Origin of the sequence: Streptomyces sp. NPDC048383 (genome assembly GCF_040651775.1) — a bacterium.
Taxonomy (GTDB): domain Bacteria; phylum Actinomycetota; class Actinomycetes; order Streptomycetales; family Streptomycetaceae; genus Streptomyces.
The window spans coordinates 67,066-78,713 of the sequence record NZ_JBEZKS010000040.1; the positions used below are offsets into that span (position 1 = coordinate 67,066).

At 73.9% G+C, this 11,648-nt stretch carries 12 protein-coding genes, 1 tRNA gene and 2 pseudogenes; 11 read left to right on the plus strand and 4 right to left on the minus strand.

Features of this window, described 5'->3' with window-relative positions:
- The first annotated feature begins 3 nt into the window (after positions 1–3).
- A complete protein-coding gene (locus AB0D46_RS25355; protein ID WP_362880640.1) occupies positions 4–732 on the plus strand; it encodes a glucose 1-dehydrogenase in 729 nt (242 codons plus the stop codon).
- Positions 729–1,607: an alpha/beta hydrolase gene (locus AB0D46_RS25360; protein ID WP_362880641.1), complete on the plus strand. Its 879-nt coding sequence runs from the start codon at positions 729–731 to the stop codon at positions 1,605–1,607. The genes AB0D46_RS25355 and AB0D46_RS25360 overlap by 4 nt, the downstream gene beginning before the upstream one ends.
- Positions 1,608–1,632: 25 nt before the next feature.
- Here AB0D46_RS25360 and AB0D46_RS25365 read toward each other — a convergent pair.
- Positions 1,633–1,707: transfer RNA gene (locus AB0D46_RS25365), tRNA-OTHER, on the minus strand.
- Between the two features lie 78 nt (positions 1,708–1,785).
- Between AB0D46_RS25365 and AB0D46_RS25370 the strand changes: the two genes are divergently transcribed.
- The 3 genes from AB0D46_RS25370 (at position 1,786) to AB0D46_RS25380 (ending at position 3,332) form a co-directional block, all read left to right on the plus strand.
- Complete coding sequence (locus AB0D46_RS25370; RefSeq protein ID WP_362880642.1) at positions 1,786–2,115, plus strand: hypothetical protein; 330 nt, start codon at positions 1,786–1,788, stop codon at positions 2,113–2,115.
- Positions 2,116–2,160: 45 nt separating this feature from the next.
- Positions 2,161–2,517, plus strand: coding sequence for a hypothetical protein (locus AB0D46_RS25375; protein ID WP_362880643.1), 357 nt, complete (start codon positions 2,161–2,163; stop codon positions 2,515–2,517).
- Between the two features lie 80 nt (positions 2,518–2,597).
- Positions 2,598–3,332 (plus strand): class I SAM-dependent methyltransferase, encoded by a 735-nt coding sequence (locus AB0D46_RS25380; protein WP_362880644.1) that lies wholly within the window; start codon positions 2,598–2,600, stop codon positions 3,330–3,332.
- A gap of 28 nt (positions 3,333–3,360) precedes the next feature.
- On the opposite strand, the gene AB0D46_RS25385 is transcribed toward AB0D46_RS25380, so the two are convergent.
- From AB0D46_RS25385 to AB0D46_RS25395, 3 genes and pseudogenes are all read right to left on the minus strand, one after another.
- Entirely contained in the window at positions 3,361–4,353 is a 993-nt protein-coding gene (locus tag AB0D46_RS25385) for an acyl-CoA dehydrogenase family protein (RefSeq protein WP_362880645.1), read from the minus strand.
- Positions 4,353–5,498: an acyl-CoA dehydrogenase family protein gene (locus AB0D46_RS25390; RefSeq protein WP_362880646.1), complete on the minus strand. Its 1,146-nt coding sequence runs from the start codon at positions 5,496–5,498 to the stop codon at positions 4,353–4,355. The genes AB0D46_RS25385 and AB0D46_RS25390 overlap by 1 nt, the downstream gene beginning before the upstream one ends.
- Positions 5,498–6,348: pseudogene (locus AB0D46_RS25395) on the minus strand (enoyl-CoA hydratase). The gene AB0D46_RS25390 and the pseudogene AB0D46_RS25395 overlap by 1 nt, the downstream one beginning before the upstream one ends.
- 46 nt (positions 6,349–6,394) lie before the next feature.
- Here AB0D46_RS25395 and AB0D46_RS25400 point away from each other — a divergent pair.
- The 6 genes and pseudogenes from AB0D46_RS25400 to AB0D46_RS25425 form a co-directional block, all read left to right on the plus strand.
- Positions 6,395–6,652: pseudogene (locus AB0D46_RS25400) on the plus strand (hypothetical protein); the annotation flags it as partial.
- A 20-nt stretch (positions 6,653–6,672) separates the two neighbouring features.
- Entirely contained in the window at positions 6,673–7,455 is a 783-nt protein-coding gene (locus AB0D46_RS25405; RefSeq protein WP_362880647.1) for an SDR family oxidoreductase, read from the plus strand.
- A 102-nt stretch (positions 7,456–7,557) separates the two neighbouring features.
- Complete coding sequence (locus AB0D46_RS25410; protein ID WP_362880654.1) at positions 7,558–8,145, plus strand: TetR/AcrR family transcriptional regulator; 588 nt, start codon at positions 7,558–7,560, stop codon at positions 8,143–8,145.
- 19 nt (positions 8,146–8,164) lie between these two features.
- The gene (locus AB0D46_RS25415) at positions 8,165–9,322 is read left to right on the plus strand and encodes an acetyl-CoA C-acetyltransferase (RefSeq protein WP_362880648.1); all 1,158 of its coding nucleotides are present in this window, start codon (positions 8,165–8,167) and stop codon (positions 9,320–9,322) included.
- A 266-nt stretch (positions 9,323–9,588) separates the two neighbouring features.
- Positions 9,589–9,792: a cold-shock protein gene (locus tag AB0D46_RS25420; RefSeq protein WP_007502648.1), complete on the plus strand. Its 204-nt coding sequence runs from the start codon at positions 9,589–9,591 to the stop codon at positions 9,790–9,792.
- A 153-nt stretch (positions 9,793–9,945) separates the two neighbouring features.
- Entirely contained in the window at positions 9,946–11,634 is a 1,689-nt protein-coding gene (locus tag AB0D46_RS25425) for a DEAD/DEAH box helicase (RefSeq protein WP_362880649.1), read from the plus strand.
- Positions 11,635–11,648: the final 14 nt, after the last annotated feature.

Below are 11,648 nucleotides of genomic sequence, written 5' to 3' on the forward strand. Positions count from 1 at the left end.
GCCGTGATCCCCCTCGACGGGAAGGTCGTCGTCATCACCGGCGCCGGGCGCGGGCAGGGCGCAGAGGAGGCCCGGCTGTGCGTGGAGGCCGGGGCGCGGGTCGTCGTCACCGACATCCGGGAGGAGGAGGGCCGCGCGGTCGCCGCCGAACTCGGCGACCGGGGGCTCTACGTCCAGCACGACGTGGCCGACGCCGCGAGCTGGGCGGGGGTGACCGAGGCGGCCGTCGCCGCCTTCGGCACGGTCTCGGCGCTCGTCAACAACGCCGCCCTGTGGCGCACCGCGCACGTCGAGCGGCAGAGCGCCGAGGGCTTCGAGGAACTGCTGCGGGTCAACCTGCTGGGCCCGTTCCTCGGCATCCAGGCGGTGGCGCCCCTGCTGCGGGCCGCCGGCGGCGGCTCGATCGTCAACATCTCCTCCACGGCCGGACTCGTCGGGATCCGCGGCCACGCCGCCTACGGCTCCAGCAAGTTCGCCCTGCGGGGGCTGACCCGTTCGGCGGCGCTCGACCTGGCCGGGGACCGGATCCGGGTCAACTCCGTGCACCCGGGGGCCGTGGACACCCCGATGGTGGCCGGGGCCGTCGCCGGCCGGGACTGGTCCCACGTACCGCTCGGGCGGATGGGCCGGCCGCGGGAGGTCGGCGAACTGGTGCTGTTCCTGTGCTCGGACGCCTCCTCGTACGTGACGGGCGCCGAGTTCACGGTCGACGGGGGGCTGACGACCGGATGAGCGCGGACTCCCTGTCGCCGGCGGCCCGACTGCTGTGCGACGCGATGACGGCCGGCTTCCCCGGCCCCGGCGACGTGAGCGCCCTGCGGGCGGCGGCCGTCCCCGGACCGCCCGGCCCGGAGGTGGCCTCCGTACGCGACACCGTCGCCGGGGGCGTCCCCGTACGGGTCTACGATCCCGCGCCGGACGCCGCGGACCGGCCGCTGGTCGTTTGGTTCCACGGCGGCGGCTGGGTGATGTGCGGACTGGACACCCATGACCGGCTCTGCCGCGAACTGGCCCTGGCCTCCGGGGCGGTGATCGTCTCGGCCGACTACCGGCTGGCCCCCGAACACCCCTGGCCGGCGGCGGCCGACGACGCGCTGAGCGTGCTGCTGTGGGCCCGGGCCGAGGCGCCCGCGCTGGGCTGCGACCCCGCGCGGGTGGTCGTCGCGGGGGACTCCAGCGGCGGCAACCTGGCCGCCGTCACCGCGCTGCGGGCCCCGGAGCTGGTCGCCGGACAGCTGCTGGCGTACCCGCCGCTGGACGCCTCGATGGGCTCCGCGTCCGTGACCACGTACGGGCGCGACCACTTCCACACCGCCGCCCACATGGCCTGGTACTGGGACCAGTACGGCGGCGACCCGGCCCACCCGCACGTCTCCCCGCTGTGCGCCCCCGACCTGGCCGGACTGCCCCGCGCGCTGATCGTCCTCGCGGACTGCGACCCGCTGCGGGACGAGGGGCTGGCGTACGGGCGCCGGCTGGGGGAGGCGGGCGTGGACTGCGAGGTCCGGCTCCACCCGGGCGTCTTCCACGGCTTCCTGGGCCTGCCGCTGCCGGCCGGCGCGGCGGCCCGGGCGGCGATGGCGGCCTGGCTGGCGGCCACGCCGTGACCGTCGGGTTCCCGGCGGGGGAGGGGGCGGGGCGGCCGGATTCGAACCGGCGTGTTTCCCCTTGTAGGGGGGTGCATCGACCTCTGTGCCACGACCCCGCCCTTGCCGTGGATCCTAGGACGCGTCCGCGGGGCGGATCAACCCGGTTCCGCCCGAGCGGGTCCGACATGATGTGTCCATGCCTGGTTTCCTCCTGCGCACCTGCCTGCTCCTCGCCGTGGAGGCCGGGGCCGCCCTGCTGCTGTCCGAGGTCGGGGCGCCCTGGATCCCGGTCCTGCTCGCGGTGTTCGTCATCGGCTCCGCCGTACCGCACGGAACGCGGGCCGAGTTCACCGCCCGCTTCCTGGTCGCCCTGATCGCGGTCGGGGCGGCGCGGCTCGGCGCCACCGTCCGTGACCAGTACGGCCCACCGGCCGAACCCCTGGCCGCCGGCGTCGCCCTCGTGGCCCTGCTGCTGCTCCAGACCGTGATCCTGCTGCGCCTCTCACGGGGCGCGCCCCGCCGCTGAAACCCGCTCGCGGGGCGCACCGCCGGTCGCGTAGGTTCTCTCGGCATGTCCCCGCGCACGGCACCCACCACCACCCTTTGGCGTCCCACCGGCCCCGTCGAACTCGACCTGGTCCGCGCCCTCGACCACCGCGCCTGGCCGCCCCGGCTGCCCGAGCAGCCGATCTTCTACCCGGTGCTGAACGAGGACTACGCGACCCGCATCGCCCGGGACTGGAATGTCAAGCACGACGGCGCCGGCTACGTGACCCGCTTCGAGGTGGACTCCGCCTTCCTGGAGCGCTATCCGGTCCGGCAGGCGGGCGGCGAGACGATCCTGGAGCTGTGGGTCCCCGCCGAGGAACTCCCCGAGTTCAACGCGCACATCGTCGGCCGCATCGAGGTCGTCGCCGAGTACCACTGAGCCGACCTCCGCCGCCCGACCCCCGCCGGGTTGCCCGAAAGGGCTGGTCGGCGGCGGCGGTCGGCGCGAACAATGGAGGGATGACCACACGCGCCCGCTCCTTCGACAGCGCCGCCGCCCTCTACGCGGCGCACCGCCCCGGCTACCCCGACGGACTGTACGACGCCGTCGAGCAACTGTCCGGCCGGCCGCTCGCCGGAGCCCGGGTGGCCGACGTCGGGGCGGGCACCGGCATCGGCACCGGGCCGATGCACGCGCGCGGGGCCCGGGTGCTCGCGGTGGAGCCCGGGGACGGGATGGTCGCCGAGTTCCGGCGGGCCCTCCCCGGGGTCCCCGTCGTCCGTGGGGACGGCGACCGACTGCCGCTGGCCGGCGGCGCGTTCGACCTCGTCACCTACGCCCAGGCCTGGCACTGGACGGACCCGGCCCGCGCCGTCCCCGAGGCCCGGCGCGTGCTGCGGCCGGGCGGCTCGCTGGCGATCTGGTGGAACGACATCGACGAGTCCGTGCCCTGGGTCGCCGAACAGGGCGCCCGGATACGCGCGTTCTTCGCCGCCGACGGCGCCACCCGGTTCCGCACCCTCCCACAGGGCATCGGCGCCGACTTCGTCTCCCGGACCGTGAGCTGGTCGCGCCGCATCCCCCTCGAAGCGCACCTCGCCAACCTCTCCAGCCACTCCGGCTTCCTCCTCCTCGGCGAGGAGGCCACCCGCGCCTTCATGGACGTCGAACGCACCCGACTCCGGCGCCTCTTCCCGGCGGGAACGATCGAGGAGCCGTACGTCGTCTCCGTCCACGTGGCCCGCCTCGGCTGACGCCGGCGCCGGGCGCCGCGCCCCCGGGCTACCCCTGCCGCCCGAGGCCCCGGACGACCTCCGCTCGGCAGGCGGTCGGGGTGCCCCAGGCGTCGCGCAGGGGGCGGGCCTTGCGCAGCCACAGCGACAGGTCCAGCTCCTGCGTGTAGCCGATCGCGCCGTGCACCTGGAGCGCCGTCAGCGCCGCCCCGTACGCCGCCTCCCCGGCCGTGAGCTTCGCCGCCGCGACCTCGCCCGGCTCCAGGGACAGCGCCGCCGCCCAGACCAACGGCCGGGCGAACTCCAACGCCAGCAGGGTGTCCGCCAGCCGGTGCTTCACCGCCTGGAAGCCGCCGATCGGCGTCCCGAACTGGCTGCGCTGCTTGGCGTACTCCACCGTGGCCGCCAGCAGGGCCTCCCCGAGGCCCAGGCACTGCGCCGCCGTCAGCAGTCGCGCCCAGCGCAGCGCCTCCTCGGCCGCCGCCGTGACGGCCGGCCCCGCGGCGAGCATTTCGCCGCCCGCCGGCGCCGGCGCCGACAGCCGGCGCGCCGGGTCGAGGGAGGCGAGCGCTTCGCCGGGGGCCCGCGCCAGCCGCAGCTCGCCCGCCGCGGACACGGTGAAGCGGTACGCGGCCGCGTCCGCGTCCAGGGCGTACGGGGAACCGCCCGGCAGCGTCAGCGTGGCCGGGGCGCCGCCCGAGACCAACCCCGGCAGGAACCGCTTCGCCTGCGCGTCGTCCCCCAGCCGGGCGAGCAGCACCGACGCGGCCACGTTCTCCACGACCGGTCCCGCCACCCCCGCCCTCCCCAACTCCACGAACGCCAGAGCCAGTTCCACCGGCAGCGGCCCGAGGCCCTCGTACGCCTCCGGCACGGCCAACGCGAACAGGCCGGTGTCCGCGAGCCGCGACCACAGCGCGAGTCCGGGCCCGTGGTCCCCGTCCGCCCAGGCCCGTACCGTCGCCGGGACGGCGGCCGCGCCGAGCAGGGAGCGCAGCGTACGGGCGAAGTCCGACTGTTCGTCGGTCGGCCGGAAGCGCATCAGCGGCGGCCCTTCGGGAGGCCGAGCAGCCGCTCGGCGATGATGTCGCGCTGGATCTCGTTGGTGCCCGCGTAGATCGGCCCGGCCAGCGAGAACACCCACGGCTCGGCCCACGGCCCGTCCGCCAGCTCGGCGTCCGGACCCAGCAGGTCCAGCGCGCTCTCGTGCAGGGCGATGTCGTACTGGGACCAGAACACCTTGTTCAGGCTGGACTCGGCGCCGATCGTCGCGCCCGCCGCGAAACGGGTCGCGCCCGCCCAGGTGAACAGCTCGTAGGCGCGCGCCCCGACCACCGCGTCCGCGACCTGGTCGCGCAGCGCGGTGTCGGCCGGGTCGCCCACCTCCCGCCACAGGTCCACCAGCCGCCGCGAGGCCGCCAGGAAGCGGCCGGGGGAGCGCAGGGTCAGCCCCCGCTCGTTGCCGGTCGTCGACATCGCGATGCGCCAGCCCTGCCCGGGTTCCCCGATGACGTCCTCGTCGGGGACGAAGACCCGGTCGAGGAAGAGCTCGGCGAAGGCCGGCTTCCCGTCGAGCCGCCCGATGGGCCGCACCGTCACGCCCGGCGCCCGCAGGTCGAACATCAGGTACGTCAGGCCCTGGTGCGGCTTCGGGGCGTCCGGGTCCGTACGGAAGATCCCGAAGGCCCGGTCGGCGAAGGCGGCCCGCGAGGACCACGTCTTCTGCCCGGACAGCAGCCAGCCGCCCTCCGTGCGCACCGCGCGGGAGCGCAGCGACGCCAGGTCGGAGCCGGACTCCGGCTCCGACCAGGCCTGCGCCCAGATCACCTCGCCGCCGGCCATCGGCGGCAGCACCCGGGCCCGCTGCTCGGCGCTCGCGTGGTCGAAGAGGGTCGGGGCCAGCAGGCTGATGCCGTTCTGCGCGACCCGGCCGGGCGCGCCGGCCGCCCAGTACTCCTCCTCGAAGACCAGCCACCGCTCGATGTCGGCGCCCCGGCCCCCGTGCTCCTCGGGCCAGGACACCACCGACCAGCGGCCTGCGTGCAGCAGGGCCTCCCACTCCCGGTGCGCGGCGAACCCCTCGGCCGTCTCCAGGGAGGGCAGGGGCCGGTCGGGGACGTGCGCGCGGAGCCAGGCGCGGGCCTCGGTCCGGAAGGCCTCCACGTCCGCCGAGTGATCGAGGTCCATCAGCCGTTCGCCTCCTTCATGGCGGCCACGTTCATGCCGCCGAGCGAGTCCGCCGCCGTCTCGGCGTTGTGCGAGTGCGCCAGGTGGTGCAGGCCGAACACCGAGTCCATGCCGGCGTGCAGGCCCTGGAGGTCCTCGGCCTGGTTGACGGCCCGTTTGGTCAGGGCCGGCCCGAAGCCGGGCACCTCGGCGATCCGCAGCGCCAACCGGTCCGTCTCGGCGGCCGGCGCCTCCCGCCCGACGACCCGGTTGACCATGCCGACCTCGTACGCGCGGCGGGCGGGCATCCGGTCGCCGGTGTAGAGGAACTCCTTCGCGATCCGGGGCGGCATCGCCCACGGGTGCGCGAAGTACTCGACGCCCGGGATGCCCATCCGTACGACGGGGTCCGCGAAGAGGGCGTCCTCGCTCGCGATGATCAGGTCGTACACCCTGGCCGGCATCAGCCCGCCCGCGACGCACGCCCCGTGGACCGAGGCGATCACCGGTTGGGGCAGTTCCCGCCGGCGCCGGCACATCCCCGGGTAGGCCTCCGACTCCCGGGCGAAGCGGGACTCCGCCCCGCCGCGGGTGCTGTGGTCCCACCCCAGGCCGGCCCGCCGCTCGAAGGGCAGGTGGGCGTCGGGCCCGGGGGTGCCGATGTCGTGGCCCGCGCAGAAGTGCTCGCCGGCCCCGGCGAGGACGACCACGGTGACCTCCGGGTCATCGGCGGCCCGGTGGAAGGCGTCGTCCAGGGCGTAGGTCATCGCGCTGTTCCGGGCGTTGCGGTAGCGGGGCGGTTCATCGTCACGTACGCGACCGGGCCGCGGCGCTCGTGGAGCACCGGCGCGGCGGAGTCGTCAGTGGGCATACCGACATCCTTCCCTAACAAGTGTTTGGTAGGTTAACGTACGGCCATGAGCAGCGTCGAGGAGTTCCGCACGGAGGTCCGGAGTTGGCTCCGCGCCCACCTCACCGGAGAGTTCGCGGCCCTCAAGGGACGCGGCGGACCCGGCCGCGAACACGAGGCCTTCGCCGAACGCCCGGCCTGGGAACGGCACATGGCCGATCACGGCCGGACCTGCGTCGGCCGGCCCGAGTTCTCCCGCGCCGACACCATCCACGCCGGCTCCGACGAGATCCGGCGCAACCTCATCGCCGAGCGGCTCCTCGGCCTTCCCAAGGAGGTACGGGCGTGAACGCTCCCGACCACGTCGCCCCCCACGGGCTCCTCACGGGCCGCACCGCCGTCATCACCGCCGCCGCCGGCGCCGGCATCGGCGGCGCCACCGCCCGCCGCTTCCTGGAAGAGGGCGCCCGCATCCTCATCGGCGACGCCCACGCCCGCCGGCTCAAGGAGACCAAGGACGCCCTCGCCGCCGAGTTCGGCGCCGACCGCGTCACCTCCCTGCCCTGCGACGTCACCGACGAAGAACAGGTCCGCGCCCTGTTCGCCCTCGCCGAGGAGACCCTCGGCGGCCTCGACGTCGTCGTCAACAACGCCGGCCTCGGCGGCACCGCCGACCTCGTCGACATGAGCGACGACCAGTGGAACCGCGTCCTCGACGTCACCCTGAACGGCACCTTCCGCTGCACCCGCGCGGCCCTGCGCTCCTTCAAGGAATCCGGCCGCCGCGGCGCCGTCGTCAACAACGCCTCCGTCGTCGGCTGGCGCGCCCAGCGCGGCCAGGCCCACTACGCCGCCGCCAAGGCCGGGGTGATGGCCCTGACCCGCTGCGCCGCCCTGGAGGCCGCGGCCTTCGGCGTACGCGTCAACGCCGTCGCCCCGAGCCTGGCCATGCACCCGCACCTGGTGAAGGTCACGAGCGAGGAACTGCTCACCGAACTCACCGCCCGCGAGGCCTTCGGCCGGTACGCCGAGCCCTGGGAGATCGCCAACGTCATCGTCTTCCTGGCGAGCGGCTACTCGTCGTACATGACGGGCGAGACCGTGTCGGTCAGCAGCCAGCACGCGTAGGCCGAGAATGGGCCCGTGCCAACGAACAAACCGACGAACCAGCAGACCGACCGGCCCGCCGAGCAGCCGACGGACCGGCCGGCCGCCAAGAAGAAGCAGCAGGTGACCGCGTCACCCGAGCGGCGCCGCGAACTCCTCGACACCGCCGCCGAGGTCTTCGCCGCCCAGGGCTACAACGCCACCACCGTCCGCAAGATCGCCGACGCCGCCGGCATGCTCGCCGGCAGCCTCTACTACCACTTCGATTCCAAGGAATCGATGCTCGACGAGATCCTCTCCGCCTTCCTGAACGAGCTCTGGCAGGGCTACGACACCGTCCTCGCCGCCGGACTCGGCCCCAGGGAGACCATCGAGGCCCTCGTCACCGAGTCCTTCCGGGAGATCGACCGGCACCGCGCCGCCGTCGCCATCTACCAGAAGGAGGCGCGCACCCTCTCCGCCCAGCCCCGCTTCCACTACCTCTCCGACTCGCAGCAGAAGTTCGAGAAGGCCTGGCTCGGGACGCTGGAGCGGGGGGTCGCGGCCAAGGTCTTCCGCGCCGACCTCGACATCCGCCTCACCTACCGCTTCGTCCGCGACACGGTGTGGGTCGCGGCGTCCTGGTACCGGCCCGGAGGACAGCACAGCCCCGAGGAGATCGCCCGCCAGTACCTGTCCATGGTGCTCGACGGGATCGCCCTGCGTACCTGACCCCAACAGAGGAGACCCGATGCCCGAGGCCTACATCGTCGAAGCGGTGCGCACCCCCGTGGGGCGGCGCGGCGGCGGCCTGTCCGCGGTCCACCCCGCCGATCTCGGCGCCCACGTGCTGAAGGCGCTGGTCGAACGCTCCGGGATCGACCCGGCCGCCGTGGAGGACGTGGTGTTCGGCTGCCTCGACACCGTCGGACCGCAGGCCGGGGACATCGCCCGGACGGCCTGGCTGGCCGCGGGCCTGCCCGAGGAGGTCCCCGGGGTCACCGTCGACCGCCAGTGCGGCTCCTCGCAGCAGGCCGTGCACTTCGCGGCCCAGGGCGTCCTGTCCGGCACCCAGGACCTGGTGGTCGCCGGCGGCACCCAGAACATGTCGATGATCCCGATCGCCTTCGCCTCCCGACAGGCGGCGGAACCGCTGGGCCTCACCGAGGGCCCCTACGCCGGCTCGGCCGGCTGGCGGGCCCGCTACGGCGACGCCCCCGTCAACCAGTTCCACGGGGCCCAGCTCATCGCCGAGAAGTGGGGCATCACGCGCCGCGACATGGAGGAGTTCGCCCTGCGCTCCCACCAGCGGGCCCTGCTGGCCATCGACGAGGGCCGCTTCGAGCGCGAGACCGTGCCGTACGGGGACGTACGCGTCGACGAGGGACCGCGCCGCGACACCACCCTGGACAAGATGGCGGGCCTCAAGCCCGTCGTCGAGGGCGGCACCATCACGGCGGCCGTCTCCTCCCAGGTCTCCGATGGCGCGGCGGCCCTGCTGATCGCCTCCGAACGGGCCGTCCGCGAACACGGCCTGCGCCCGCGCGCCCGCATCCACCACCTGTCCGTACGCGGCGAGGACCCGATCCGGATGCTGTCGGCGCCCATCCCGGCCACCGCGCACGCCCTGAAGAAGACCGGCATGTCGCTCGCCGACATCGACCTGGTCGAGATCAACGAGGCCTTCGCCCCCGTGGTCCTGGCCTGGCTGAAGGAGACGGGCGCCGACCCCTCCCGGGTGAACGTCAACGGCGGCGCCATCGCCCTCGGCCACCCGCTGGGCGCCACCGGCGTCAAGCTGATGACCACCCTCCTGCACGAACTGGAACGCACCGGAGGCCGCTGGGGCCTCCAGACGATGTGCGAGGGCGGCGGCCAGGCGAACGTGACGATCATCGAGCGGCTGTAGCGCCACGCGGGCCGTCTCCGGGCCGCCGCCGGGCCGCCGCCGGGCCCGGTGCCGGCCGCGGTCGCGTCCTGCTCCGGAACCCTTCCGGGGCAGGTCACACGCCCGGGGCAGCGCGCCCCGGCGGACGTGTGCTAGCTTAGAGCTCGTTGCAGTTGTGGTACCCATGAACTTTATGTGCGCCTGACGGGAATGCTCCGACAGGCGCTTTAATTGTTTTTACCGGAGTCTCCGGATGGGGCCCTTGCCGCCTATTCAGGAGATTCAAAATGGCACAAGGTACCGTGAAGTGGTTCAACTCTGAAAAGGGCTTCGGCTTCATCGAGCAGGACGGTGGCGGTCCGGACGTGTTCGCCCACTACTCGAACATCGCCACCCAGGGCTTCCGTGAGCTCCAGGAGGGCCAGCGCGTGTCCTTCGACGTCACGCAGGGCCAGAAGGGCCCCCAGGCGGAGAACATCGTCCCCGCCTAATTCCTTCAGCATGCCGGGGTCCGCGCCGTGAGGTGCGGGCCCCGGCTTGTCTGCTGTCTCGACCGCGTTCGCAAGACCGCGTTCGCAAGACCGCGTTTCAGCGTCTCGGCGTTTCAGCGTTTTACCTGCCGGTATCAGGAGGGCATTTTCCGCATGACCAGCTCCAGCTCCGCACGACCCAGCCGCCGCCCCACCAGGGGTCGAGGTACGGCCCAGGGGCGTCCGAAGGCTGGCGCGGGACGGCAGAAGTCCGCCCCCGTAGCCCGGCCGCAAGAATTCACCATGCCCGAACCGCTGACCCCGGCCCTCCCGCCGGTGCCCGCGTTCGAGGACATGGACATGCCCGAGGCGCTGCTGAAGACCCTCGCCGCCCAGGGCGTGACCGAACCCTTCCCGATCCAGGCCGCGACGCTGCCGAACTCCCTCGTCGGCCGTGACCTGCTCGGCCGCGGCCGCACCGGCTCCGGCAAGACGCTGGCCTTCGGCCTGGCCCTGCTGGCCCGTACCGCCGGCCGCCGGGCACAGCCGAAGCAGCCGCTCGCCCTGGTCCTCGTACCGACGCGTGAACTCGCGCAGCAGGTCACCGACGCGCTGGCGCCCTACGCCACCTCCGTCAACCTGCGCATCGCGACCGTCGTCGGCGGCATGTCGATCAACCGGCAGTCCGGCGCCCTGCGCCGCGGCGCCGAAGTGGTCGTCGCCACCCCCGGCCGCCTGAAGGACCTCATCGACCGCGGTGACGCCGACCTCTCGCAGGTCGCCATCACGGTCCTCGACGAGGCCGACCAGATGACCGACATGGGCTTCATGCCGCAGGTCACCGCGCTCCTGAAGCAGGTCGAGCCCGAGGGCCAGACCATGCTGTTCTCGGCGACGCTCGACAAGAACATCGACAAGCTCGTCAAGATGTTCCTGCACGACCCGGTCGGCCACTCCGTCGACCCGTCGGCCGGCGCGGTCACCACCATGGAGCACCACGTCCTGTACGTCATGGACGAGACCGACAAGAAGGCCGTGGCGACGCGCATAGCCGCTCGCGACGGCCGGGTGATCATGTTCGTCGACACCAAGCGCGCGGTCGACCGCATGGTCAAGAAGCTCCTCGCCGACGGCGTGCGGGCCTCCGGTCTGCACGGCGGCCGCTCGCAGCCGCAGCGCAACCGCACCCTCGACTGGTTCAAGACGGGCGAGGTCACCGCGCTGGTCGCCACCAACGTGGCCGCGCGCGGCATCCACATCGACGACCTCGACCTCGTCGTCAACGTGGACCCGCCGACCGACCACAAGGACTACCTGCACCGCGGTGGCCGCACCGCCCGCGCCGGTGAGTCCGGCAGCGTCGTCACCCTGGTCCTGCCCGACCAGAAGCGCGACATGACCCGTCTGATGTCGGACGCCGGCATCTCGCCGCGCACCGCGCAGATCAAGTCCTCCGACGAGGAGCTGGCCCGCCTCACCGGCGCCAAGGCGCCCTCGGGCATCCCCGTGGTGCTGGAGGTGCCGCAGGCGACCCCGCCGAAGCAGCGCACCGGCTCGGGCAACGGCAACGGCGGCGGCTCGCGCCGCCGCTCCGGTGGTCCGCGCACCGGCGCGGCCACCGGCGGCGGGGCCCCGGCGGCGGGCGGCCGCGGCCGTCGCGCCGGTTCGGGTGCGACCGGGCAGGCCCCCGCGGCCGGCTCGGGTCAGCCCCGTCGCGGTCAGGGCGGGCAGGGCGGCGCCGCCGGCTCCACCGGCCAGGGCCGGCGCACCGGGGGCGGCGCTCGACCACCTCCGTCGAATCGACTCCCTGCTCGACCAGCTCGCGCCGTGCTCCAGCCCACCTGCCCCTCAGGCCCCCGCTGAGCCCACTGAGCCCA